The sequence below is a fragment of the Pantoea sp. Fr-CA_6 genome, from assembly GCF_024520895.1.
GTDB lineage: Bacteria > Pseudomonadota > Gammaproteobacteria > Enterobacterales > Enterobacteriaceae > Pantoea > Pantoea agglomerans.
In genome coordinates, this window is record NZ_JALNPO010000003.1 from 218,915 (window position 1) to 244,469 (window position 25,555).

Below are 25,555 nucleotides of genomic sequence, written 5' to 3' on the forward strand. Positions count from 1 at the left end.
ATAAATAAATGAGGTTTATATGATGATGCGTAACCGCCTGTTCACGGCTTCTCTGACCGTGGCACTGCTCGCCACTTCCTCGTTCAGCCAGGCGAAAGATTTCGGCACCCTGAAGTTTGCGACTGAAGCGGCTTATCCTCCGTTCAACCAGACCACCCCGAGCGGCAAAATCGTCGGCTATGAGCCGGATATGGTGGCGGAGCTGGCTAAACGTGCTGGCTTCAAATATGAAATCATCGCCCAGAAATGGTCGGGCATGATCCCAGGTCTTATCGACGGTAAATATGATGCGGTGATCGATGCGGTGACCGTAACACCAAAACGTGCTGAAGCGATCGATTTTACCCATCAGTACACCGTCAGCGTCTCCAGCTTTGTGACTGCGAAAAAAAGCCCGCTGGCCACGCTGCCAGGCAGCGGCACGATTGTGACGGCGGATGATGACGCCGGCATGAAAAAAGCGATCGACGATCTGAAAACCACCTTCAAAGGGAAAACCATCGCGGTGCAGGTCGCCACCATTCAGGCGGATTTCCTGCAGAAATACCTGGGCGACGTTGCCACTATCCGCACCTATCAGGCGGGTCCTGAAACCTTCGCCGACCTGATGAATGGCCGGGTGGATGCCGTCATGGCGTCTCGTACCAACCTCAACGCCTTTGTGAAAAAACATGCTGAGGCGATCAGCAGCAGCGGCTATGGCTTCTCCGGTGGCGTGCTGGGCGCAGGCTCGGCGATTGGTCTGCGTAAAGGCAACAGTGAGCTGCAGCAGGTGCTGAATCAGGCGCTGGACTCCATGATCAAAGATGGGACGCTGAGCAAACTGTCGATCAAATGGTTTGGCGAAGATGTCGCGCCGAAAGCGTAACCGCTGATGCTGATGAATATTGACTGGCAGATACTGGGCTTCGGGGATGAGGGCTGGGGTGGCGTGCTGCTTAACGCCGCCGCCGTCACCGTCAGCGTGTCGTTATGCGCCTGGCTGCTGGGTGCGTTGCTGGGCAGCGTGCTCTGCTGGATGCAGATTGCCGGTTCACGCTGGCAGCAGCGACTGGCGGCAGGCTATATCACACTGTTTCGCGGCGTGCCGGAACTGCTGGTGATCTACCTCTTCTACTTCGGTGGACGACAGGTGGTCTCCACCGTGGGCACCGCGCTGGGCTTCCCGGGACCCTTCGATGTGAACGGCTTTGTGGCGGGCGCGATTGCCATCGGGCTGATCTCCGGTGCCTATCAGAGCGGGGTGTTCCGTGGCGCTTTCTACGCCATTCCCGGCGGAACGCTGGAAGCGGCGACCGTGACCGGCATGGGACGGCTGATGATGTTTCGTCGCATTATCGTGCCGCAGGCGTTACGCACTGCGTTGCCCGGCATGGGCAACCAGTGGCAATCGGTGATCAAAGAGTCGGCGCTGGTCTCGGTAACCGGACTGGTGGAAACGATGAACCAGGTCTCCACCGCAGCCAACTCCACCCAGATGTCCTTTTTCTTCTACAGCGTGGGTGCGGTGATCTACCTGATTATCACCACCTGTTCCGATATGGTTTTCCGCTACGTGGAAAAGTTTGCGATGCGCGGTCAACAGCGCGTGAAGGGGTAAGGAGTCCACGTGGATATCATGTTTTTACAGCAGACGCTGCTGGCGCTGCTGAAAGGATTGCCGCTGACCATCAACCTGGCGCTGCTCTCACTCTTTGGCGGCGGCGTGCTGGCGCTGCTGCTTAACCTGCTGCGCATGACGCGTGTCGGCAGCGTTTTCTGTCGCTTCTACGTCTGGCTATTTCGCGGTACGCCACTGCTGATCCAGATCTTTATGGTCTATTACGGCCTGGGCAGTTTACCGGCGGTGCGGGAAAGCCTGTTCTGGCCGCTACTGCGCGATCCCTACTGGTGCGGCTTACTGGCGCTGATTCTCAATGATGCCGCCTATACCTCGGAGATCCTGCGCGGCGGGCTGCGTGCCGTCAGTCAGCAGTCGCTGGAGGCCGCTAAAGTCTCAGGCATGTCGTCGTATAAAATCTTTACCCGCATCACCTTACCGATTGCGATTCGACAGGCATTGCCGGCCTACAGCAATGAGATCATCTCGATGATCAAAGCAACGTCGCTGGTCAGCACTATCAGCCTGATGGAGATGACCGGCATTGCCGACTCGATAGTCTCTTCCACTTTCCGGGCGCTGGAGGTGTTCCTGAGCGCGGCGGTGATCTACCTGATACTCACCATGCTGGTCAGCAAAGGCGTATCGATGCTGGAACGACGCTTATCACCTTACTATTTTGGAGCACGCTCATGACCGCACCTACCATCATGCTGAGTCATCTCAGAAAGAGTTATGCGGGACACGAAGTGCTGCACGACATCAGCCTGACCGCGCAGGATGGCGATGTGATATCGCTGATTGGAGCCAGTGGGTCGGGCAAAAGTACGCTGCTACGCTGCATTCCGTTTCTTGAAGTGCCGCAGGCAGGCGAAATTGCGGTAGGCGAGGTGAACGTCACCCTGGATAACGCCGACGAAAAACTGAGCCGCGAGCAGCGCCGTCGCATCAAGCTGATGCGAATGCAGCTCGGCTTTGTATTTCAGAGCTTCAACCTGTGGCCGCATAAAACGGTGATGCAGAACATCATTGAAGCGCCGGTTCATGTGCAGAAGCGCAGCCATAAAGAGGCGATTGAAGAAGCAGAAGCGCTGCTCCATAGAGTGGGACTCTATGCAAAACGCGACGCCTGGCCGTCGCAGCTTTCCGGCGGACAGCAGCAGCGCGTGGCGATTGCACGGGCGCTGGCGCAGCAGCCAAAAGCGATACTGTTCGATGAGCCAACTTCAGCGCTGGATCCGGAGCTGGTGGGCGAAGTATTGCGGGTGATCCGCAGTCTGGCGGAAGAGGGACGTACCATGATTATCGTCACCCATGAAATGGGCTTTGCGCGCGACGTGTCGAACAAAGCGGTGTTTCTGCACCAGGGCATGATTGAGGAGTCCGGTTCGCCGGAGCAGGTGTTTCTCGATCCGATCTCGCCACGCTGCCGCGCCTTTGTAAATAGCCACTTTGAGCGCAATGCAGGCTGAAGCGTCGTTCTGATAAGGCTGACGCACTGAGATTTCGTGTTTTGAGATCAGAAAACCCCGGAAGATTTCCCGGGGTTTTTTACAGCAGCCAGAACACGTTATCCAGAACGATCAGCGCGATCTTACGCCCGGTCCTGAGACGAAGCAGCAGCAGGGCGGCCCGCTTCAACCATTGCCTGCCATTGCTGATAGCTGGGGCGGCTCTGGATTTTTGCATACCACGCTTTCAGGGCGCGACACTCGTCAGGAACAGCAAGATTCACCAAAGCCGCGAAAATCATTCCGCCGGTTACGGCGATATCCGCCATCGAAAATGTATTGCCCGCGACATAAGGTTGTGAGCGTAAAACGCCGTCAAAGTAGTGCATCCCTCTGATGGCCTTTTCACGCATCTTCGCACCCCATTCCGGATTCTGATAGAGCTCCACCTCCGGCCCCAGTCCTGCTGTGGCATGATGGAAATAGACGCTGACCGCATCAAGAAATTCGATCTCAGCCCGTTTGGTCATCATATGGATAACGCCTTTTTCTGCCGGCGTGACGCCAGTCAGAACCGGATTCTCATCCAGCACATCGAGATATTGCGTAATGGCGGTGCATTCAGCGATCAGCGTTCCGTCATTCAGCGCTAAAACCGGCAGGGTTCCTGAATAATTGATCGCTAAAAATTCAGGTTTTTTATGCTCACCTTTCCACAGGTTGACCGGAATAAATGCGACCTCAGAAAGTAATCCCTTTTCCGCCAGGGCAATCCTGACCCGTGCAGGATAAGGGCCATCATACCAGTCATAAATCTTCATCGCGGGGAGTGACGGAACTGCAGATGCATTGTGGATATCAGTCATGATTAAGTTACCTACCTGTCAATTGGTAGGTTGATTGTGGTGCTGAACTTTCCTTATGTCAATCCCTGTCTACCAGTTGGCAGGTAAATATTTTCCCCTTATAATGCGTCTCCACCTCCTGAAGGAAAACTGAGTTATGAGCCTGAACGCGCGGGAAGCCATTCTGGCCGCAGCAAAAAGTGCTGCCCAGAATCATGGCTATAACGGGATTAATTTTCGCAGTATCGCTGACGAGGTAGGCATCAAGAATGCCAGTATCTATTATCACTTCGCCAGTAAGGCCAATCTGGGGGCCGCGGTTGCCAGCCGATACTGGCAGGATACGGCTGAGGATTTAAAGACTATACGCGAGCAAAGTGCCTCACCGGATGAAGCGTTGCAGCGCTATCCGCAGATTTTCCGCAAGTCGCTTGAAGATGCCAACCGGCTCTGTCTCTCCAGCTTTATGGCGGCGGAATATGAAGATCTGCCCGAGGAAGTGAAGCGTGAGGTTCAGTGTTTTGTCGATGCGAACGTCAAGTGGCTGACAGAGGTCCTTTGCGAAAAGTCGCCCGATAACGCGGAGAAAAATGCGCAGCGTGCGCTGGCAATTTACACCGCAGTTGCTGGCGCGCAGTTAATAGCCCGCACGCGCCAGGATATAACCATTTATGATAACCTGATTGCGACCTATCAGGAGAGCGGCCTGATTCCGCTGTCACACTGAATTAAAACGACACCGCGCCTGAAAGAGATGCAGGCGTCAGCACTCAGAGCTTCAGGGCTATCAGTGAAAGCAGCAGTGAACATTCAGGGTTAAATTGCACTATGGCGCAAGCCGCCTGCCAGTTGTGTGAACACGTCGATCATCTTTGGCAGCGCCTTTTCCGGCTCGCTGCTGGAAGCGACCCACAGTGCGGCATTCAGCGCCGCGCTGTTCAGCAGATGAGCGGCGGCATCGGCGTCGACCGGCTTCATTATCCCGCTGTCGATAAGACGGGTAATCGTTTCACGCGTGGCTTCCAGGCAGCTGTTCTGGCTGGGCCATTGCGAAGGATCTCCCAGAAAAGCCGGGCCATCGCGCAGCACAATACGTTGCACTTCGGCATCCATTGCCATGCGGATATAGGCGATGCCTTCAGCCACCAGCTTCTCCCACGCATCGCTCACCCCAGACGCTGCCGCTTTAGCCTGCTGGGCCATTTCGCCATCAACCTGTGCGACGACCGCCGCAAGCAGCCCCTTTTTGTCACCAAAATTGTGGTAGAGCGCCCCGCGTGTCAGACCTACGCTGGCCGTCAGTTCATCCATTGATGCGGCGGCAAAGCCTTTTTCGGCAAAGGCTGTGCGTGCTGCTGCAATCAGTTTTGCCCGGTTCTCTTCCATTGTTTCAGCGCGACGTTTAGCGGCCATACACTCTCCTTTCACATACGCGAGGTATATTAATTGACATACGCGGCGTATGTGTGATTAATGTGACATACGCCGCGTATATTAAATCAAACTCGTGTGCGCTGCATCCTGCAATCCCCTAAAGACTATTGAGGAAATTCTATGATCACCCGCGAACCCATTTTTCCTGCCAATCGTCACGCTCTCTATGAGCAGCATGGTTATTCAGCGGCTATCCGCTCAGGCGATCTGCTATTTGTCTCAGGTCAGGTGGGCAGCCGTGCCGACGGCACGCCGGAGCCTGATTTTGCTGCTCAGGTTGAACGGGCATTTGAGAATCTGGCAGCCACGCTCGCTGCGGCAGGGTGTACCTTTGACGATCTGATCGATGTCACCACATTTCACACCGATCCGGAGCATCAGTTCGAAACCATCATGCAGATAAAGCAGCGCGTTTTTCCGCAGCCTCCTTATCCTAACTGGACAGCGGTGGGTGTGACGTGGCTGGCGGGATTTGATTTTGAAATCAAGGTGATTGCACGCATTCCCGATCAACGGGACCAACGGAGCCTGTCACAGAGTGCATAAAGCATGAGTGGCAATCTGCCTGTCAGGCACTTTACTCCGGAGACGGGTGCTGCGATGACATGCCGGACGTTAAATATGCTGGCATTACAGACAGGGATGTCCCGCGCTGCATTTGCAAAACACTTTGGTCAGACGGTTGGAATTACGCCCATAGAATATCTGACGCAATGGAGGATGCTACTCGCCAGCGATCGTCTGCAAAATTCAGGCGAGACGATTTCAGGCATGTCTGCCGCGCTGGGATATGAGTCGGAGCGCCTTCAGAAAAGCATTTAAGCGTGTTACTGGCGCTCCACCAGGAAAGTAAATTCGTTCGAAAAAGTTTTGAAGGTTAATCGAAAACCCCATTAATTACGGCGGTCACGACAGCGGTGCTCAGGGCTATCAGCACAAGATTATCTCCGACGGCTCGCCATTCGTAACCAGGGTAATAGGGCAGCTCATTTAGCATTGATGCTGGCAAACTTTTTTTGGCGATACCCGGAGGCAAAGGTTTACCACGCGCAACTTTTTTAGCTATTCCTGGCGGCAAAGACTGATAGCCGACAAGGCCATAATTGACAGCAAGGTTACGTGCAAGCGAGTAGTTGATATCTGATTCGACGTGATCGGGTCGTCCTGCGTTCTTACGATTTCCATGTTTTTCTTTCGGACCCGCATTACCATGCCCCTTGTTTCCGTGCTCTCCGCTTTTGCCGTTATTACCCGGGTTTCCGCTATTACCATTACCCTGACCGCCACCACCGTTGCCGTTGCCCGGATTTGCGAAAACGGGCGCAGCAAGCACGGTACAAGATATCACCACCGCAAATGCGGCTTTTAAAGCGCGAGATTTGAGCATGTGATCTTTCCTTAATATTATTCAGTAATCTGAACCAGAAAATATAAAGCGATGTAAGGAGGTAACATGAGCTCAACCTCTTCACATTATGATGTCACCTGTTAGTTATTAACCAGCATTAAACGGCCGACAACCACATAGCAACCTTAAGAATTATCTCAAAGTAATCAAACAAAAGCTGTACGGTGTTTTGATATTTCGTATAAATTTTATGCTGAAACCCTTGCTAACAATAGATAAATTTTCGGCTTTAAGCGAGGCGGAATACATTTTCGTTATTTTTATGCTGCTGCAATGCATTGTTTATACTTGCGATTACCTGACATGGCTACAACGCTTAATAACTCTGCTACATAAGGTACCTTAAGCGAGACAGAAACCATGTCGACTCATGAGACGGAGCAGGTAATTTTGAGCAGAACTTTTCTGATATCGGTTTTCCCATAATATTCAGGATTACAAAATGAAAAATAATAAAAGCTATAAAGGATGGCTGGCTATATCAGCCGTCGTCGCTCTGTGCAGCACTGCCACCGTACAGGCTGAGATGCAGACAAGCGCCCCGCAGGGCGGGAATACACCGCAGACCGTAAAGAGTGACAAGCTCAGCCCTGGTGATGAAAAAGCACTGAAGGATATGGCGCAGGCCAATCTCAATGAAATTGCCGCCGCCAAAATTGCGCTGAACAAAACACAAAGCGTAGAAGTTAAAACCTTTGCACAGAAGATGGTCGAAGATCATGGCAGTGCCCTGACAAAAGTTCAGGCGGTTGCTAAGCAAAAAGAGGTGACATTACCGACTGCGCCAGACGCTAAACATAAGGTCATGGCCGACAAGCTGGAAAAGCAGAGCGGCGGTGCCTTTGACAAAATGTATATGGAAAATGCCGGAATAATGGATCATAAGATGGTGCTGTCGACGCTGAAGAGTGACGCGACGAAGATAAAGGATCCGGATGTGAAGGCGCTGGCCGACGCGCATACCCCTGTTGTAGAACAGCATCTGAAATCCGCCCAGCACATGGCGATGTAACCGGGCTGGCCGGTTCCGAATTATCCGCAAGCGCTGTTACGGGATCATCGGGACCAGCCAGAAACGACATAATCCACCATCGGCTGGAGTTTCTTTCTCGTTACGCCAGTCTTGGCCTGAACAGCCATGCCCTGCGCTCAGCCACATCGGTATAACTAGGTTGAAATGCGAGCTTCAGGCGCCATCAAGCCCCAGCGTTTCACGACGTAGTAAGGCCCAGTCAATCAGAGCAGTCATTGATGGCCCAAGTGCTTTTCCCAGATCGGTAAGTGAGTACTCAACACGCGGAGGAACTTCGGGATACACCGTGCGTGTCACGATGCCATCCTGTTCCAGTTGCTTAAGCTGCTGGATCAGCATTTTTTGATTTACGCCCTCAATCCGGCGCTCCAGCTCTGAAAAGCGCAGCGGGCCTTTAGCGGCGAAAAGCTGACAGATAATAATTGTCTTCCATTTACCTTCAATAATCTTCAGCGCCTCGGTGGTAGCCTTAGCCCACACCAGTCGCTGCTCCGGAATATCACAACGCCAGTCTCTTTCCATACTTACCTTCAGGTTAGTAACCCACTATTTTGTCGGTTCTTGTTGTTTATTCAGTGAATATATAGGGTATCTCACTTCAACACAGAATCAGGAGCGAAATATGAAAATCGGCGTAATTGGCACAGGTAATATCGGTGGTACCCTGGCACGGAAGCTCAGTGAAGCGGGGCACAAGGTAAAAATCGCTAATTCACGCGGAGTTGATGGCGTGCGTGGTTTTGCGGGTGAAATTAATGCAGAACCCACAGACATCAGGGGAGCGGTTACAGACGTCGAAGCCGTGATTCTCTCCATTCCGCTGCCGGCACTTAGCAGCCTGCCTGATGGGCTTTTCGATCACCTGCCACCCCATGTCCCGGTGATCGACACCAGCAATTACTATCCTGGCCTGCGTGACGCACCGATTACTGCACTGGATAATGGGCAGACCGAAAGCGAATGGGTTCAGGAGCAAATCGGACACCCTGTGGTTAAAGCTTTTAATAATATCCTTGCCGACTCGCTCGCCGATCTGGGCCAGCCGCAGGGAAGTCGGGGTCGTCTGGCGGTTGCCGTAGCGGGAGATCATCCTGATGCTGTGCAGACGGCCATGTCACTGGTTAACGACACCGGTTTTGATCCTGTGTTCTCTGGGACTATCGCTGAATCATGGCGTCAGCAGCCCTGCACACCTTGTTACTGCTGTGACTGGGAAGCGCCCGTGATGCTGCGAGCTCTGGCGTTGGCCAGAAAGGGAGAAGGTCAGGCTCGGTTGCCACAGCTTTATGCCAGTTTCGCGACGCTGGGTGATGCGCCCTCTCATCAGGATATTATCGAAAACAACCGTGCCATAAACTGGCCGGTTTAAATCGCCCGGCAAGGATAATCTGTCTGCATTGAAGTTCTGGATAAAGATTGTTCTGAGAATATTTTTGCATAGTGGCTCTGGCTCAGGCATCTGGTCCACGGTATTGCTCTGCAGGCTTGTCCTTAAGCCTGAGAGATCCAGATTACTCTCCGGCGGGTGCGGTAATAAAGTCACGATAGGTATGCAGTGGGCGACCAGGCAGGGTGACCAGACGTTCCCGGTCGCCCTCTTGTGGAATCATCCCATCACTGACGTAACGTTCAGCCATCAGCCGCATTTCATACGCCATCCAGCGCGGCATAAACTCCGCCATATTGGCTTCGAATGCATCCGGATTATCTCCTCCATAAATTACCGGACGGCCCAGAAGCTGTTGCCAGGCTGCTGCTGCCTCTTCTCCGTTGAGCGTATCCGGCCCCACGAGATTGAGCGTTTCGACCGGTAATTCTTCGCTGGCCTGGTCGCGCCTTATCAGTTCAATTGCCGCTACTTCAGCAATATTCCGTGTTTCGATGATTACAGTTACGGATTATCAGATCTCTTTACGGCCCAGATAACACTCTTTCATCAGTGACAGTTTTATGCCGATATCCAGCGCCGGCGATGGCGGCATAAAACTGGCCTTACCCAGCGACAGCATATCCGCGATATGCGGGTTGTCATGTTTCATCATGTAATCAGCCAGCAGACTGCCCGCTACGGTCTGTTTTGAAACACCTGCGCCGTTACAGCCACCCGCCGTACAGATAAATTTGTTCAGCATGCCCCATTCAGGCGCGCTGTTTCGCGTAACGCTGATGGTGCCGGACCAGGTGTGGGTTATCTTTACGCTGCTGAGGGTCGGATAGACTTTATGAAATAAGCGCTGATGCAGCTGGGTTGCCTGCCAGGTCTCTGCGGCATTTACCTGACCGCTGAGTGCGGGTATCACGTGCTGGCGAATCAGGAAACGGCGGTCTGAGGTAAAACGGAAGGTTGCACCGGCAATCGCATTAACCGGCGTAAGCCCCCAGCTCTGCATGGGGGGCAGGGTGGCCAGTTGTTCATCCGTCAGCGGATCGGTAATGCTGGCGAAGGTCGCCATTGCTGCCTGACGCGAAAGTCCTGGTCGCAACTCTGGCGATAATGCGTTGGTGGCCAGCATCACCTTTGGCGTTTTGATGATGCCAAACGGTGTCAGCACTTCAGCCATGCTGCCGTAGCGAATCCCCAGCACTGGCGTATTATCGAAGCGTTGAATATTTTCAGGTAAAGAGTGTTTTAGCCCGGCGATCAACTGCGCCGGATTAACCAGCACACAGCCAGGTGTATATATCCCTTTGCTGTAAAAGCGCGTGCCGAGTTTAAGGTAAAGCTCCTCGCTGTCTGACATCTGCCATGGCTCATCCATTAAATCGAGCTGGCTGGCGTACTCTTTTAAAATACGATCACTGCCACGTTCAGCCTGGCAGTGATATTTACCGACCTGTTCCCAGTCGCAATGAAGATGATGCTGAGAAATAACCTGCTCCAGCTGACGAATGCCTTCCTGAAGCAGGTTACGGTAAGCGTTGGCCTTTTTTAATTCAGCTGTGGAGCTGCCAATATTATGAGGCAGACCGATAACAAACCCGGAATTACGTGCCGATGCGCTTTCTCGTGTGCTGTGCGCGTCGACGATGATAATTTTCAGGCCAGGATTGATTTCAGCCAGGCGGCGCGCAAAGGCAACACCTGCAAATCCCGCGCCGACGATAACCCAGTCGGCAGTGATATCCTCTCGCAGCATGGGCTGCGGCGTAAAACAATGCTCACCCGCAGGCCAGCCCAGTTGATTGTGATTAAATGGTATCGATGCGTAGCGCAATTCCCTGTGCCCTTATATGAAAAATAAAGCAATTTTATAAGTTAAAGCGGGATATCTGTGCCAGCGGTAATCTGATTATTGTTGATTTCAGACAAGTAAAATTCAGGTGGATGATTTTTGAGTTAACAACCAAAGGTGGCGCGAATTTTCGAAGAAGAGATGATAACGCGACTGTTATGTGTTTTATTTGCTGGTGTCAAAGACCGAAACCAGTGATCTGCAAAGCGGTATTCATAAAGCGCGAGCAGGGGAGAGCGAAACGGAACAGGTCACGCTGTTAACTGGCAATTTCGAGTGAGAATCAGCCCCTTAAACCAATGCATGCACGGCATCAAAGCGTTTTATAGATTTCAGCAATGACCTGCATCGTTGCCTCTTCTACGGTTCCTTCATTGCGACATAAAAACCAGCCGTGGTTGGTCATCTCCTGCTCGAACGCTCTGGTGCAAGCGACATGCTCTTCCAGCCGGTGAATCACTGTACTCCCCAGCCCACGCGATCGTGCCGCGGCTCGTTCCCATGAAATCTCAGGTGCCGTGACCACCCCGACATGCAGATCTGGCGCTCGCACATTGAGCTTAATGTTTCGCTGCAAAATCTCTGCAAAGGGCACCATCCGCCGAAACGCGGCATCAGACGGATACCAGCGATCCATCAGGATAATGCAGTTCCCGGGCTGTTTAGTGAGTACATTCTGTGAAATCCAGGCACGGCTAACGGCAAAACGTTCACAAATTTCCCGTTCAAGATCCACTGAGGGATTTCTGGCGAGCCTGTTAACCAGCGCCATTGTTTCCGACCTGAAGGGATCGCTTTTTTGCTCGCTAAGTCGGATCACCTTCCTGTTATCTGCTCTTAGCACTTGCGTAATGGACTCCAGCAGGGTGGTTTTACCGGTTCCCTTGGGCCCATCCAGAGAAACAAACAGCTGACGACTCATGCCTGGAATGAGAAGTGAGGAAAGATTTTTGTGAATCGTGCATCCGGTAAAAACATCTTATTTTCCTGGTTTAATAGCTGAAGTTACATCGTTCTCTGTAGCAGTATGGCATGTCAGCGTGAGCATGATTTTAAACAAATACTGATAAACACGCTGGTAACGGTTCTGACTCACGAGTTTATAGAACAGGATGTTAGTCAGATAAGCTTAATAGTTGAGGCCTGTGCGGTGTAGTTTAAGGGAAGCGTCTGGAAAACGGAAAAGATCGTGCCTGTTCTGCCATTTACTCATTCAAACGCATGTCCTTAATCGCAATAACGAGCCCTCAAAGGCAATCCTCCGGTACGTGCAGGAATCTGGCGAGTAGAAATTATCTATATTATGCTCATAAGCCCTTGTTAAATTGATCCTAATCCAATCCTGCCTAAGGTGGTTAAATGTCTGACGAAAGGGAAATCAAACTGGAGACTGCTTTAAAACTGGCGGCCGATCATCCAGCAGAACGACCTGAGTTTTACCGGGTACTGTTAGATTCATCTCTTTACGTCCTGGGTAGTTCCGGAGGGGCAACGGGTGATGGTGAGGTCGAACTAAAGGCGGGTGAGAATATCTCGATTCAGCACTGGGAAAAACCGGATGGAACGCCTGTCATTCCGGTATTCACCTCGCTTGCCATCCTGCAGCGCGCCATCAGCCAGGAAAGTAAATACATGAAGTTGCCTGCCAGAGCCTTTTTTGAAATGACGCGGGGAGAGGGTGTGTTTCTTAATCCCAGGTCGGATTACGGAAAGGAGTTTGTGCCGGAAGAAATAGAAGCCATGCTGGCGGAAGGAACGGGTCGCCTGCCGCAGACAAGGGTGGTTGAGGAAGAAACACAGGTATTAGTGGGAGTACCTGCCGTTGTTCCGGACAGGCTTCTGAAAGAGTTATCTGCCTGGTTTGCAAAATGTCCCGGGGTCAGCCGTGCATTCCTGGTTTTAATGCACGACCCGTCAGTCGATGATAAACCGCATTATCTGGTGGGGGTGGAAATGAGCGGTGATGTGCAAGAGGTGATGCGTGGTGCGGGTCTTGTCGCAGCGGATACCTCTCCGGATGGGCAGGCGGTGGATCTGATGCGCCTTGGCCAGAACGACAAAGGTCTGGACTCACATATCAGGTCGCAGTTTACGCCATTCTATGTTCGGAGCATGAAGCAAAAACTAAAGGGCATGTTTGGACGCTGAGCGCTGAACGGCTTCTGAATGTTGTCTTGTAACCAGCGTAGTAAATCGGGGGTGACTTTGATCTCCGGTTTCAACAGTGCCAGTGATAGTGACTGAAATACGTGATCCAGGGCGGATTTATCTATGTCCGCTATGAGCGAGAAGGGGACTTTATGCTTCGGGCTTAATGAGGCGTAACAGAGCGGCCCTGCACATACGCCTCGTCTATCTGAGTACGTGCGTGAAAGCTCACGGATCAAAGGCTCAGGCCTCGTTAAACCCCTCAATTCGTAAAAATTCTTATCAGCAGTTACCGATCACCGGGTAAATGAAAATCAATAAGACCCACATTAATTGACGATTAGTGCGCTTATGCACAGGATAATCCCTTTATAACTATACGTTGATTGAACAACATTAATCTTTCTTAATACATTCACATGCCTTTACTATTTGCATGAAAGTTGCACTCTTTCCACAGTGTTACAAAGTTGTTTTTCCCTCCGCATTCACCCCGTTTATAACTTTATGGCGGTAACAAAAATAATACCGTTTATAAAAAGATTCTTAAGAGGGATGAATATGAAAACACTGACAAGAAGACATTTTATGGCTTTTGCGGCAGGAGGAACGGTCGCGCTTGCGGCGGGTCAGGCCATGGCACATGACAACGGCGTAAAGACGTTTCCGGCAGGGAGCGGAGGACGAGATCCCGGACCACATGATCCTATTCGTGAGGCAGAAAGTCCGGACATCGTAAATCCGCCCGTTACCGACAGCGGAACGCTGCCAAACCTTCACTTTTCTTTCAGTGATGCGCACGTACGCAAGGGAAGCGGTGGCTGGACGCGTCAGGTGACGCAGCGGGAGCTGGGCATATCTACGACGATTGCGGGTGTGGACATGCGCCTCAATGCCGGAGGTATTCGCGAACTGCACTGGCATAAAGAGGGGGAGTGGGCTTACATGACTTATGGCAACGCGCGGATTACCGCTTTTGACGCCAGCGGAGGATGGTTTGTTGATGATATCGCTGCAGGTGACCTATGGTATTTTCCGCCCGGTATTCCCCATTCGATTCAGGGTCTCGGTCCCGACGGCTGTGAATTTTTACTGGCTTTTGACGACGGAAATTTTGATGAGGATAGTACTTTTCTGCTGTCAGACTGGTTCAGGCATATTCCCCCGGAAATTCTCGCCAAAAACTTCAGGGTTCCGGTATCTTCATTTTCTCACCTGCCTTCACCTGATGATGAGTACATTTTTGCCGGCAACGTTCCGGGCAGCCTGGAATCAGACAGTATAAAAGGCGGGGTGAAGTCGAAAATCCGCTTTACCCACAAGATGCTGGCTCAGGATCCGGTACGCGCGCCGGGAGGAACCGTCAGGATTACGGATTCATCTAATTTTCCGGTTTCAAAAACGATTGCTGCCGCACTGGTAGAAATTGAGCCAGGCGGACTGCGCGAGCTGCACTGGCATCCTAACAATGATGAATGGCAGTATTACCTTGAAGGAGAGGGACGGATGGGGGTCTTTGCATCATCCGGTCAGGCAAGGACTTTTGACTACCGCGCCGGCGATGTGGGATATGTTCCTTTTGCTATGGGACACTACATCGAAAACACCGGTAAGGGACCACTGCGTTTTCTAGAGCTTTTTAAAAGTGATTACTATGCCGATATTTCGCTTAACCAGTGGCTCGCCAGTACACCAGCTGAACTTGTCCGGCAACACCTGCACCTGGATGAAGAGTTTATGAACATGCTTTCACTTAAAAAGAACCCGGTGGTGAAGTAACTGGCTCAGTCGTTACCTGATTAATAAGGATTGACGCTGACTTATTCCTGTTTAAATTAAAGTGTCCGCTTTTAGCATAAAGCGGACACTTATATCGGTAATGCAATATCCCACCTGCCACTTAAAATGGTGCAATAGCATCAGCATTGCTCTTACAGGGATGGGGAAGTCGTTACTAAGCTGAGACAGCAGGGCAGTTAAATCATCAGGAAGCATCTGCTATTAACAGGGGACATTTCCAGATTTTACCTGGTAGCCAGACATGAAAACGAAGTTTAGCTTATGTCTATCCAGCATCAACTATTCACTTTTCCTGACGATACGTCGTTGAAGTCAGTAAAGGTTAATTGAGCCGATGCCCGGACTCTTGCAAAGAATGGTACTTTTTATTTTGCCAGCAGAAATAATCTGTTTTCAAAAACGAATATTTAATCTGGCTCTGGTTATGCCCTTTATTGTTGCTACGAATTGCGTTTAATGCGTTGAGTGCCGGCTCTGCCTCAGCACCTTTATTGGCGCTGGCCGTTGCGTGCCTGAAATAAGTAAAGCGTCGCTTTATTTCCAACGGCATTGCCTACTTAATAACTGGTATATAAGGAGATTTCCATGGCATTTTCAGGAACGGGCCGCGCCACGGTCATATCGCTGAAAAGCGGTCACCCATTGTCTCAGTCCACTGAAGGAAAATCACAATCTATTCTGAGCGAACCCGCTCTTATCACGCTGCAAAGCTCACCTTCTCAGATTTCTTCTTTTCAGAAACAGGGTGACGATCTCATTCTTAACCTGCACGAGAGCGATACGCTTCGCTATCAGAATTTCTTTACTGAGGTTGCAGGCCAGCAGAGTAAAATGCTTTTCCAGCAGGGAAGTTTATTTCAGGAGGCACAGTTCAGCACAGACGTTTCCGGCGATGCTCAGACTGTCACCACGCTGACACCTGTCTGGCAATCTCCAGCTTCTGCAACATCTCCAATGCCATTCCCTGCCAGTCCAGAGTCAGATCCCGCGTTATCAATCGTAGAGTCTACCCAAAGCCAGATTCTGATCCCGTCAGGCACGCCGTTAAACGGAGCAGCTGTCGCCCTGAGGGCGACGACCAGCGAAGCTGATTCAACCTTAACGCTTACGCCCCAGGTTGAGTCAGCAACAGCTTCAGATGCCCCCGCCACCTCCGACGCTATGAAGGCCAGCGCCATTCCATTACCGGCGCTGACTCTTGATCCGGTTACCGGCGACAATGCGGTCAGTTACCAGGAGGGGATATACGGCATTATCTTCACCGGCTCCGCCGCCCATCTCCCCTCCGGCACGCCGGTTGAACTGACCCTTGACGGCAGAACCTGGCAGGGCAGCGTCTACCAGGATCAGTGGCAGGTTCAGCTCTCTGACAGCGACGTGAAAACTATCAAGGACGGCAACCACACCATTCTAGTCAGTGCAACGGATCTGAATGGAAGCAGTACCAGCCTCAGCCAGAATCTGCTGCTGATTACCCACTACAACAGCAGCAACCCAAAAGTCACCGTTAACGACATCACACTGGCGGATGCGGTCCAGCATGACGGTCAGACCTGGTACGTTATCAGCGGCACGCTTGAAGCGCCGCTGCCGCTTAAGACTTTTGCGGTGCAGGTTTCTGATACCTTCCACTGGAATTATGCCGTGGTAGAGGCAGATGGCAGCTGGCGCGCGGAAATCAGCGCGTCGGAGCTTTCCCAGGGCGGCAACTTCTTGTCGTTTGGCGTGCTGGATGGTGCCGGAAACTGGTTTGAGCAGAGTGGCAATGTCACAGCCGACCTTATTACGCCCGTTAAAGGCGGCAATGGGGTTCCGCCGGTTATCGATGACAATCCAACGGATGGTGGCAACACGCCACCCGCCGATGGTGGCACACCGATTCCGCCTGTCAGCACGCCCCCTTCTTTAACCATTAACAGTTTTACTGGTGACGGCGTGTTAAGCGCTGAGGAGAAGCTCTCCCCACAGACGTTCAGCGGCACCACAGCGAACCTCGCCGCAGAGAGCACGCTGACCATAATGCTGAACGGTCAGACCTATACCACAACGCTGGCCGCTGACGGCAGCTGGAGTGTTACCCTGCCGTCTGCCGATCTGCAGGTGCTGCCGGTGGGGTCTAACCACATCAGCGTAACCTTTGAAAACAGCGTTGGCGGTACGACCACCGCAAACAAAGTCATTACCGTAGAGGCGTCAGCACCGCCATCAGACGCTATCCCGCCACAGCCGACTATAGACACGCCGTTTGTCGACGGGTTTATGAACGCACATGAACGCTTCGAGCCTGTTACGCTGAGCGGCTCCACTGGTGTGACCGGGGCGGGCCAGAAGATCGATCTGACCGTAGATGGTGTTCACTATGCGGGCGCTGTGGACAGTCTGGGCAACTGGCTTGTCTCACTCTCCACCGGGCAGCTGATGGAAGCAGATTTAGCCGAGGGGAGTCATTCCGTTACGCTGACCGCCACCGATCGCTGGGGCCAGTCCGGTATCACGGAGACGACGTTTATTACCGATACGCAGGATCCTCTTGTCACGATTAATACCCTGGCAGGGGACGGGGTGATCGACAGTCATGAAATCAGCAGCCCGCTGGTGATCTCCGGCAGAGGCGAAGCCGGCAGCACGATTGAGGTTAGTTTTGGGGCCTCCCACTGGAGCGGCATCGTCGATCAAAATGGCCAGTGGCAGTTCTCAGTTCCCGCGGAAACGCTGCAGGGAATGGAGGAAGGGAGCTACCGTGCCATTGCTGAAACAACCGACGAAGCGGGCAACAAAGGTTATGCCTCAGCAGGTGTGCAAATCTTCGCTACTGAGGCGTTGCCGCAGCTGACCCTTGATCCGATCACCGGCGACAATGCGGTCAGTTACCAGGAGGGGATATACGGCATTATCTTCACCGGTACCGCCGCTCATCTTCCCTCCGGCACGCCGGTTGAACTGACCCTTGACGGCAGAACCTGGCAGGGCAGTGTCTATCAGAATCAGTGGCAGGTTCAGCTCTCTGACAGCGACGTGAAAACTATCAAGGACGGCAACCACACCATTCAGGTCAGCGCAACGGATCTGAATGGAAACAGTACCAGCCTCAGCCAGAATCTGCTGCTGATTACCCACTACAACAGCAGCAACCCGAAAGTCACCGTTAACGACATTACGCTGGCGGATGCGGTCCAGCATGACGGTCAGACCTGGTACGTTATCAGCGGCACGCTTGAAGCGCCGCTGCCGCTTAAGACTTTTGCGGTGCAGGTTTCTGATACCTTCCACTGGAATTATGCCGTGGTAGAGGCAGATGGCAGCTGGCGCGCGGAAATCAGCGCGTCGGAGCTTTCCCAGGGCGGCAACTTCCTGTCGTTTGGCGTGCTGGATGGCGCCGGAAACTGGTTTGAACAGAGTGGTTACGTCACAGCGGATCTGACTTCTCCGGTCAGTGATAACAGCGGCGATCCGTTGCCACCGGTCACCCCCGATAATCCCACCGATGGAAGCAATACTGCGCCAGTGGTCGATATTCCAGGTCAGCCTGCACCTGAAATTGATACGCCATTTGGTGACGGCTGGCTGAACCGTGCGGAGAAAAAAGAGGGCTCGATGCTGACCGGCACAACGGGCGTCACCGGCAGCAGTCAGACGGTATCGGTGATTATTGGTGGTAAACATCACAATGCGGCAGTAAGCGACGACGGTCACTGGAGCCTGCCACTGGCGCCGGGGACGATGAAAACAGGTTTCGGCAAGGGGCAGCATGACATTGTCGTGACTGCTAGCGACGCGGCTGGCCATACGGCTACGATAACGACCAGCTATCAGGTGGATGTCTGCGCACCCAAAATCGCTTTTACTCACCTCACAGAGGGGCAGCAAATCAACCTTGCCTCCAGCCATGATCAGCATGTATCAGGTACGGGTGAAGCCGCTGATATTGTTACTGTCAGGCCTGGCGACCACGAGTGGCAAACCAGTGTGACCAGCAAAGGCACGTGGGCCGTGCAGCTTGAAACGCTGGACGCACTCACGCCTGAACCGGGCGAGCACAGGATAACCGCAACTATTCGTGATGCTGCCGGAAACGTTAACCTCGTTTCGCAAAACGTCGAGCTTTATATGGCCGAGCCGCAGCCGAAGCTGAGTATTGCAACCGCAGCGCAGGACAACCTGATCAATGCCACAACTGTGATCAGCAGCAACACAGAAGATGGCAGCAATTCGGAAAGCCATAGTGCTATCACACTGGAGCACGCGTCTCTTCATCCTGATATGGCTGACAATCTCCATCTCTCTGGAACAGTAAACAGTGAAACGCTCTCGCTTTTATATTCAAATCTGCACACCAGCCTGAACGGTGCTGCCGATGACGATTCGTTTCAGCTGAATGGTGCGCATGAGGCGTTTGATTTTGCCACGCTTGGGCTGAGATCAGGCAACGCTGAGGTCATTAATCTGGGCGCTTTCAGCAGTAATAGCGTCAATCTGGGGCAAAAAGAGCCGTTGCCAATGAACGACAATGCGAGTGAGGCGCCGACGATAAAAGACGCGGACGGCAATGTGGTTACGCTAAGTAACATTGAAGGCGGCGTCTGGAGCGAGGATGGGCAGCGTATTAGTAACGGTCAGCAGTACGACCTGTATCACAATGCCTCTGCCAGCCATGAAGGTTCGCTGGCTGATATCCTGATGCAACATAATCTTCACTTACAACTGGCTTAAATCAGATGGCCGGGGCGGATTTTCTTCCCTGGCCATTTTCCGCAATTAAGATTGCCAGTGAAGCGCATACGAGTGCCCAGCGTAGCTATTCTCTAATGGCGTGCGAACCTACGCTGCCGGTATAGGGAAGACTAACGTCAGGCTAATTTCCGCTATGAGCGAAAAGCGGACATTATGGCCAGATAAAATTCTGCTATCCCAATACATTGATAACTACCAGATATGTTGAACGATGCAGTTCAGATCTTTAGGTAAATAATCAAAAGCATAACCTGTTGAGAATCGATACTATATCTCGGTATCACTTTCTTAAGATGTTGATAGATGGGCGCGTGTAAACAGGAGAAGGATGATGATTTCAAAGGAAAATGCAGAGCATTATTTCTGGGGCGACAATTGCGATGGTTGGTATCTGGTAAACCGTCAGGATATGCTGGTTATTCATGAGAAAATGCCTGCCGGCACTTCTGAAAAGCGACACTTTCACTCCGTTTCCAGACAATTTTTCTTTGTTCTCGATGGTGTTCTTTCAATGGAACTGGAGGGTAAGATGCATAATATTAAAGCCCTGCAGGGGCTAGAAATTCCACCGGGGTCAAAACATCAAGCCAGAAACGACACTGAGTTTCCTGTAGAATTTATTGTAATTTCGCACCCAACGACGCGAGGAGATCGTTCTGACCTTCCTTCATCCTGCTGACGAATTATGAACACCGCAATGGCTTGTCTTAAGGTAAGGACTGCGCGCCAGGTGTTAACTTAACTGAGTATTTGCAACGCCTGCTTCAGGCACAAACCTGACCTGCATTCCGGTAGGTCCGCTATGAGCGAAAAGCGGAACAATAAAATAATGACATTGCTCAGACCCCATGTCCGCAGCTGACTAAAGTGAAAATAAAATGAACAAAAGCAGTCTTAAAGCGTTTTCCCTGTTACGTGTTCTGACGTTGACGTGTGTGCCCATGTTTTTACTGGGTTGCGCCAGTGCACTTTGCCCTTTTGGCACCACTGAAGGCACGATTCCGGACTTGAAAAATAGTTACTGGAGATCCACTGAAAAAAAACCGGCTAAGACTAATGAACAAGTCCTGGAGGAATGCACCCATGCTGCCGATGCTGAGGAGCAACGCCTTTCGCAGATCTATCTGCAGATGTGTAAAACCGGACGTTTAACCACGGAAAATCAACGATTTGCACAGAAATTACTCGGCAATCCACTCTATTCTGGCCTGGAACCAGTAAAAGCCGTCCCCCAGCATCAATCAGATGATTCAGTTGAAGTTCAGCTGAAATGGTCGATGTCTTATAGCGATAATTCTCAGGAGTTCAAAGAAAATTGTGGCTCTTACATTGAAAATAACGCAGCGGAACGGTCCAGCACCATGCTGGGTTTACAGGCGGGCCGTTACAAAGAGCAGGTTTTTAAACAGTGCATGGCAGAAAACCATATGGCGCTCATTGTACCAAGGACTGAATTCAGTCAATGCAAGTTGATAGGGTGGTAATTTACTGGACGAGTAAAAGTAATTATGAGTACGCTCTTTGCATCTGTGGCACGGAAGATGCTATAGGTTTAATTTATACTATTATCTCCTGGGGTTTTTTAACGGAAAAGCCGATGTAAATGGGGTAAATAGAAAAGCGCTATCTTTATTCAGTGGCAAAATACTCCTCAGGTTGGGAATGATGTCATCTTTTTACAGCCCGAAGTGATAAGTCGCTTCTCAAATATGGTTTCACCAGACATGTTTATGTTTGCGTCATCCGAGCGTATTTATCTGTATACTTACAGTAAATTTTACGAAGTGGTTGAAGATGAGACAGGATTACAAAAGAAACTTGTCGAGATGGATAAACAGTATTTCGAGCAGAATCCATGATTATCTGGCAGGCAAAATGTGATCACGTGTTGTCACGTGAACATTATCTAATTAACATCCAGGTGAGTCTGTAATTAAAATTGCTCACATAGGGTTGGAAAACATGGGAATTCCGACACCCTGGACTCACCTGTTTCCATATGTCTGGTTGAAAAATGATACCATTAGTTCTTTTCATTAACGGTCCTGCTGCCCCGATCCTGATTGATATGATACGCATCAATCCCAGTAAACCAGATAAGCAAGTGCGGCAGCTGAACAGAAGGCATAGGGGCTTAAAAGCAAAATATCCGAATAAGGCGTTTCACATATCCTGATAACAGGCCATGCCAGTACAACCAGCCACATGAAGAGCGCAGAGCACACGATAAAAAAACTCCCCTTCAGGGCAGCGTCAGGATAAAATCGCTTTGAAATCATCGCTAATGGCATGCCGATTATCATTGAGCCCATCGTGGTGCCAATAATACTCACCATAACGATGAAAAAATAAGTAAAAATTAAACCCATTACGGGTGTACTGCTTTTTCCCAAGGAAAGATAGGTTAAAACCAGTAATGAACCCACGACACTACTAAATATTGCTGATATCACAGATATCCTAATCCAGTTGTCGTCAATAATGTTCGGCATAATTTTCTCTATGTCTGAGCAGCTATATTGATGCAGCTTACTCGCTTAAATTTTCGGCACGGGCTTGATCGCAAAACAGGCTTCCGGCACAGCATCCTTTTGCTGACCTGTGACGGGCATCCGGCAATAAGGACATTAAGGCCGCCTGCCAGGTTTTTGGGGCAGGTCAGTGAGCGTCTCACATCCTTAAGGCTGAATCACCTTACCCTGCTCATCAAGCAGATCCGTCAGGAGTGCTGTGCCATCGCTTCCCACCCGAAATGCCCCGTAACGCGCCTGCGCGAATCTGTCGGCATGACCTTCCTGAAAGAAATAAGCGTTAGTACCGACGGTCAGCGAGCCATAATGTTGATGGTATTTTACCCGTAGCTGATTCGGCTGCAGAGGTTCACCCTGATCAAAACGGGCCTGAGTCGCATGACGCTGCGCATCGAGGTCAACAATCAGGGTTCCGCTGGTGGGCAGGCATGACGCTGACAGGGTCGCGCCACAGGACTCAGCCTGTTGATACAACGTCAGTTCCAGTGGGCGGGTGAGGGCATAATTCAGCGCCATGTAATCACCCTGCATCAGGGATCGCGGGTCAACCGGGGCAAGAGGTAAAATCATGACCGCGCCTTGCTTCAGCAACTGCTCTTTTTGCCAGATGCTGACATTGACGGCTATCAGCGCCAGCGCTATCACAGCGCCAGCCAGCCATCGGCTCTGTTTATGCATTTTCACTGACACCTCCGATTTGTGCAGGTAATACTTTTTTGACTCCCCATGCCAGCCCCAGTAAAACCAGACCGCTGACCAGCAGCAGCAGGGATTTCTGCAGCAGAATTACCTCCAGGAAGTAATACCAGCCAATGACATATAGCACCATGAAACCGCCACTGACCACCAGCAACCCCAGACTTCCCTGATAACGTGCCATCAGAATTAACCACAATCCCAGCCCTATACCCGGTGCATAGAGGGCGGCAGCCCCGCAGATAAGTGCAGCGGGCAGCGTGATAATCGAAAACAGCGGCTGGCTATGCCTTTTCTGACTGAGCGCACTCAGCACTAAGCCAGCCGCGATCCCTGTGCCTGTCCCAGACTGAAGCGTGGAAAATTGCGATGCTGACCAGAGGAAATCCGTGAGATAAGCCGCGTTAATCCCAAGGAAACTCAGCAACATCAGACCACACGGGATGCCATACAGCAGAGGATGTACCGCGTCAGCATACGGCCCTGCCTGTAACCTCAACTGATGACTGACAGTCCACATCCACAAAAATATAACCGCCGCCACCAGTACGGACACAGCAAGTCGCGCAGCCATCGGAGACAGGCAGATCCGGGCCAGAGAGTAGCCCGCCAGCACCAGGAAAAAGGTCAGGGCAGTGATGGCCATAAACCGATAAGTGCGGTCGGGCATAGCCATCGCCATTGCGGCCAGGATCGGCAAGGCAGTCAGTGAACTCAGCATAATAAAGCTGACGTCATTGCTCTGAATTTGCAGCAGAACACCGGTTATCAGCCCGCACGTTGCCGCAATCGCCCATGCCAGCCCGAGGTGATGTTTACCGTCACGCTGACTGCTTAACAGGCCACGTGCAATGGCGGCAAGCAGCAGCGAAGGAATAATAAGGGTGGCAGCATTCGGGTCTTCCAGCAGATCAGTGGCATAGAGCATCAGTATCATCAATAACAGAATGATGATCGCTGCCACCCAGCCTCCGACGCTTAGCGCCAGCCTCAGATACCAGGGCAGGTCGGATGCGTGACCGCGCTGCTTAATTTCCTCAACCTGCGAGGCGCTCAGCAAACCCTGCTGACGCAAAGTGTCTGTCAGTAAGGTCAGCCTGGCCGGAGCCAGATCAATTGGCCCCTTTTCAACCAGTTTGCGTTGCCATTTCAGCAGAATTGAACCATTTACCGCCACCCATAATGCCATCAGGATGCCGGTTAAAAACAGATCACCGGTATCGTAGGCTAAAAGAAATAACTGCATGATTAGCGCACAGCCAACCACGGTCAGGCTGGCGATGCCCAGCGTCAGCATGCAGAGATCCGGATAGCGGTAACGGTACAGGTAATAACCTGCCAGCAGGGTGATCACCCAACCGCCGGTGATATAAGGAAGGTGGTCACCGCCGCCCCAGTCAGAGAGGTTTTCGGCCACAATGGCGGTCAGCTGAAGCAGTAAAAATCCCGCCATGATTCGCGAGAACCAGCGGCTTGCCAGCCAGCTCTCGGGCTGATGCGTTATCGCGCGCCACGCCAGCGCTTCCCTGACAATCAGGCAGGCTGCCAGCAACGCCAGATATGCGTAGAGCACAGTGGTCGGGAGCCTGGCTAAACTGTCAGACGCGGCGAGATCCAGCAGTGACGACGGCAGGGTGTTGTAATAGAGCTGGAACGCTAGGTTAGCGACCAGCCAGCTGCAAAACCACAGGCTGTTTTGCCGGGCAATCAGCGCCAGCGGCAGAAGAACGTATAACCAGGCCCGGAATAGCTCCCAGCTGTCAGCACCGGTCTGATAAATCTGTCCATACAGCGCAAAAAGGGCACCGAAGCTTAGCCCTGTCGCCAGTAATGCGTTGCGTGCCAGCGTGCTGTACCAGCGCCACCAGACAATCACCGCTAGCGCGACGATCAACAGCTCAGCCAGGGCAAATTTCGCCATTTTCGGCAGCCAGGCCCAGTTCCAGGCAATAAAGAACACCGCTCCGGCAACCAGAGACAGTAATCCCAGACAGGAAAGAACCGGGATAAGAAACTGACGCCACTGAGCATCTGACGGTCTGATTCCACAGAAAGCAAAGATACGCTGGCAGGTTTCCGGGGTCAGGCTTCCTCCTTTCAGCAGGCGTGCGATCTGGCGACAAAGATACTCTGCCGTCCGTGACGGCATCCCGGTGATGCCATCGGGTGCAAGCTCCCTCATTCTTTCCCTGCCTCTGTTAGCGGTATGACTTTGATGATGAAGTTAACGGCTGTTCTTCCCTGCGTTCAATCCGCGTGTCGGTCAGTGACGCTCTGCTAAGCGGCCGATAATTTTGCTGAACAAATGTAAACATCTTTTCCTGGATATAACAGCGTAAATCAAAGGCGAGGGGGGAACTCTGCGCAATCTGCCGCATTATTGTGATCAAGTAGTGTCGCGGCCGTATTTGTGCTGCATGAACATGACATCCGCCCCCGATGAACGCGATCCCCGTAGCCAGGCTTTACTGCTGTACTCTCAGGGGTACCGCATCACCCGCATTGCTGAAAGGTAAGAAGCGTAAAGATTATCGGGTGACCGAGCAGGGGACGCTTACGGTTGATGATAAGCTGATTGCCACGACTATTGGCCAGAAGCCGCTAAAGAAACCGCAGTCGGACAGCAAATTGTGGATTGTTAGCTG

At 51.9% G+C, this 25,555-nt stretch carries 25 protein-coding genes; 15 read left to right on the top strand and 10 right to left on the bottom strand.

What is annotated here, in order from left to right:
* Window positions 1-19 precede the first annotated feature (19 nt).
* From NR201_RS07050 to NR201_RS07065, 4 genes are read left to right on the top strand one after another with little or no spacing between them, the layout of a single operon-like run.
* Entirely contained in the window at window positions 20-868 is an 849-nt protein-coding gene (locus NR201_RS07050) for a transporter substrate-binding domain-containing protein (RefSeq protein ID WP_010670606.1), read from the top strand.
* A 6-nt stretch (window positions 869-874) separates the two neighbouring features.
* Complete coding sequence (locus tag NR201_RS07055; protein ID WP_176442685.1) at window positions 875-1,600, top strand: ABC transporter permease; 726 nt, start codon at window positions 875-877, stop codon at window positions 1,598-1,600.
* Between the two features lie 9 nt (window positions 1,601-1,609).
* On the top strand, window positions 1,610-2,296 hold the full coding sequence (locus tag NR201_RS07060) for an ABC transporter permease (protein WP_010246777.1): 687 nt from the start codon (window positions 1,610-1,612) through the stop codon (window positions 2,294-2,296).
* Window positions 2,293-3,072, top strand: coding sequence for an ABC transporter ATP-binding protein (locus tag NR201_RS07065; RefSeq protein ID WP_045139956.1), 780 nt, complete (start codon window positions 2,293-2,295; stop codon window positions 3,070-3,072). The genes NR201_RS07060 and NR201_RS07065 overlap by 4 nt, the downstream gene beginning before the upstream one ends.
* Window positions 3,073-3,194: 122 nt before the next feature.
* On the opposite strand, the gene NR201_RS07070 is transcribed toward NR201_RS07065, so the two are convergent.
* The gene (locus NR201_RS07070) at window positions 3,195-3,917 is read right to left on the bottom strand and encodes a glutathione S-transferase (RefSeq protein ID WP_022624594.1); all 723 of its coding nucleotides are present in this window, start codon (window positions 3,915-3,917) and stop codon (window positions 3,195-3,197) included.
* 136 nt (window positions 3,918-4,053) lie between these two features.
* On the opposite strand from NR201_RS07070, the gene NR201_RS07075 reads away from it, so the two are divergent.
* Entirely contained in the window at window positions 4,054-4,623 is a 570-nt protein-coding gene (locus tag NR201_RS07075; RefSeq protein WP_050679225.1) for a TetR/AcrR family transcriptional regulator, read from the top strand.
* An 89-nt stretch (window positions 4,624-4,712) separates the two neighbouring features.
* Here the strand turns inward: NR201_RS07075 and NR201_RS07080 are convergent, their stop codons facing one another.
* The gene (locus tag NR201_RS07080; RefSeq protein ID WP_033760897.1) at window positions 4,713-5,309 is read right to left on the bottom strand and encodes a TetR/AcrR family transcriptional regulator; all 597 of its coding nucleotides are present in this window, start codon (window positions 5,307-5,309) and stop codon (window positions 4,713-4,715) included.
* A 141-nt stretch (window positions 5,310-5,450) separates the two neighbouring features.
* Here NR201_RS07080 and NR201_RS07085 point away from each other — a divergent pair, with 141 nt between their 5' ends.
* Together NR201_RS07085 and NR201_RS07090 are read left to right on the top strand one after the other, a co-directional pair.
* The gene (locus NR201_RS07085) at window positions 5,451-5,876 is read left to right on the top strand and encodes a RidA family protein (RefSeq protein ID WP_033768711.1); all 426 of its coding nucleotides are present in this window, start codon (window positions 5,451-5,453) and stop codon (window positions 5,874-5,876) included.
* Window positions 5,877-5,951: 75 nt separating this feature from the next.
* Window positions 5,952-6,152, top strand: a complete 201-nt coding sequence (locus NR201_RS07090; RefSeq protein ID WP_022624598.1) for a helix-turn-helix domain-containing protein — start codon at window positions 5,952-5,954, stop codon at window positions 6,150-6,152.
* 55 nt (window positions 6,153-6,207) lie between these two features.
* On the opposite strand, the gene NR201_RS07095 is transcribed toward NR201_RS07090, so the two are convergent.
* Window positions 6,208-6,717, bottom strand: a complete 510-nt coding sequence (locus NR201_RS07095) for an anti-virulence regulator CigR family protein (protein WP_033760899.1) — start codon at window positions 6,715-6,717, stop codon at window positions 6,208-6,210.
* 463 nt (window positions 6,718-7,180) lie between these two features.
* Between NR201_RS07095 and NR201_RS07100 the strand changes: the two genes are divergently transcribed.
* Window positions 7,181-7,750 (top strand): DUF4142 domain-containing protein, encoded by a 570-nt coding sequence (locus tag NR201_RS07100; RefSeq protein ID WP_256849567.1) that lies wholly within the window; start codon window positions 7,181-7,183, stop codon window positions 7,748-7,750.
* A 174-nt stretch (window positions 7,751-7,924) separates the two neighbouring features.
* Here NR201_RS07100 and NR201_RS07105 read toward each other — a convergent pair whose 3' ends face one another.
* Window positions 7,925-8,293, bottom strand: coding sequence for a helix-turn-helix domain-containing protein (locus NR201_RS07105; RefSeq protein ID WP_033780002.1), 369 nt, complete (start codon window positions 8,291-8,293; stop codon window positions 7,925-7,927).
* Between the two features lie 100 nt (window positions 8,294-8,393).
* Here NR201_RS07105 and NR201_RS07110 point away from each other — a divergent pair, with 100 nt between their 5' ends.
* On the top strand, window positions 8,394-9,140 hold the full coding sequence (locus NR201_RS07110; RefSeq protein ID WP_033768704.1) for an NADPH-dependent F420 reductase: 747 nt from the start codon (window positions 8,394-8,396) through the stop codon (window positions 9,138-9,140).
* A gap of 142 nt (window positions 9,141-9,282) precedes the next feature.
* Here NR201_RS07110 and NR201_RS07115 read toward each other — a convergent pair whose 3' ends face one another.
* The 3 genes from NR201_RS07115 to NR201_RS07125 all read right to left on the bottom strand — a co-directional run bounded on the left by NR201_RS07115 (window position 9,283) and on the right by NR201_RS07125 (window position 11,926).
* Window positions 9,283-9,561: an NmrA family transcriptional regulator gene (locus NR201_RS07115; RefSeq protein WP_236571057.1), complete on the bottom strand. Its 279-nt coding sequence runs from the start codon at window positions 9,559-9,561 to the stop codon at window positions 9,283-9,285.
* 111 nt (window positions 9,562-9,672) lie between these two features.
* Complete coding sequence (locus NR201_RS07120) at window positions 9,673-10,986, bottom strand: FAD-binding oxidoreductase (RefSeq protein ID WP_256849568.1); 1,314 nt, start codon at window positions 10,984-10,986, stop codon at window positions 9,673-9,675.
* Window positions 10,987-11,317: 331 nt separating this feature from the next.
* On the bottom strand, window positions 11,318-11,926 hold the full coding sequence (locus NR201_RS07125) for a dTMP kinase (RefSeq protein ID WP_256849569.1): 609 nt from the start codon (window positions 11,924-11,926) through the stop codon (window positions 11,318-11,320).
* Between the two features lie 437 nt (window positions 11,927-12,363).
* Between NR201_RS07125 and NR201_RS07130 the strand changes: the two genes are divergently transcribed.
* From NR201_RS07130 to NR201_RS07150, 5 genes are all read left to right on the top strand, one after another.
* Window positions 12,364-13,152 carry an enhanced serine sensitivity protein SseB C-terminal domain-containing protein gene (locus NR201_RS07130; protein WP_256849570.1) on the top strand — a complete coding sequence of 263 codons (789 nt, stop codon included), beginning with the start codon at window positions 12,364-12,366 and terminating at the stop codon, window positions 13,150-13,152.
* A gap of 561 nt (window positions 13,153-13,713) precedes the next feature.
* Window positions 13,714-14,931: a cupin domain-containing protein gene (locus NR201_RS07135; RefSeq protein ID WP_033760914.1), complete on the top strand. Its 1,218-nt coding sequence runs from the start codon at window positions 13,714-13,716 to the stop codon at window positions 14,929-14,931.
* 606 nt (window positions 14,932-15,537) lie between these two features.
* Entirely contained in the window at window positions 15,538-19,662 is a 4,125-nt protein-coding gene (locus tag NR201_RS07140) for a BapA prefix-like domain-containing protein (RefSeq protein WP_256849571.1), read from the top strand.
* Window positions 19,663-20,014: 352 nt separating this feature from the next.
* A complete protein-coding gene (locus NR201_RS07145) occupies window positions 20,015-20,362 on the top strand; it encodes a cupin domain-containing protein (RefSeq protein ID WP_033761129.1) in 348 nt (115 codons plus the stop codon).
* Window positions 20,363-20,561: 199 nt separating this feature from the next.
* A complete protein-coding gene (locus NR201_RS07150; protein WP_256849572.1) occupies window positions 20,562-21,167 on the top strand; it encodes a hypothetical protein in 606 nt (201 codons plus the stop codon).
* A 594-nt stretch (window positions 21,168-21,761) separates the two neighbouring features.
* On the opposite strand, the gene NR201_RS07155 is transcribed toward NR201_RS07150, so the two are convergent.
* The 3 genes from NR201_RS07155 to NR201_RS07165 all read right to left on the bottom strand — a co-directional run bounded on the left by NR201_RS07155 (window position 21,762) and on the right by NR201_RS07165 (window position 25,092).
* A complete protein-coding gene (locus NR201_RS07155; protein WP_060678909.1) occupies window positions 21,762-22,175 on the bottom strand; it encodes a hypothetical protein in 414 nt (137 codons plus the stop codon).
* 186 nt (window positions 22,176-22,361) lie between these two features.
* Window positions 22,362-22,892: a GDYXXLXY domain-containing protein gene (locus NR201_RS07160; protein WP_060678911.1), complete on the bottom strand. Its 531-nt coding sequence runs from the start codon at window positions 22,890-22,892 to the stop codon at window positions 22,362-22,364.
* Entirely contained in the window at window positions 22,885-25,092 is a 2,208-nt protein-coding gene (locus NR201_RS07165; RefSeq protein WP_256849573.1) for a DUF4401 domain-containing protein, read from the bottom strand. Before NR201_RS07165 ends, NR201_RS07160 begins: the two co-directional genes overlap by 8 nt.
* A 241-nt stretch (window positions 25,093-25,333) precedes the next feature.
* On the opposite strand from NR201_RS07165, the gene NR201_RS07170 reads away from it, so the two are divergent.
* Complete coding sequence (locus tag NR201_RS07170) at window positions 25,334-25,426, top strand: hypothetical protein (RefSeq protein WP_372340244.1); 93 nt, start codon at window positions 25,334-25,336, stop codon at window positions 25,424-25,426.
* Window positions 25,427-25,555: the final 129 nt, after the last annotated feature.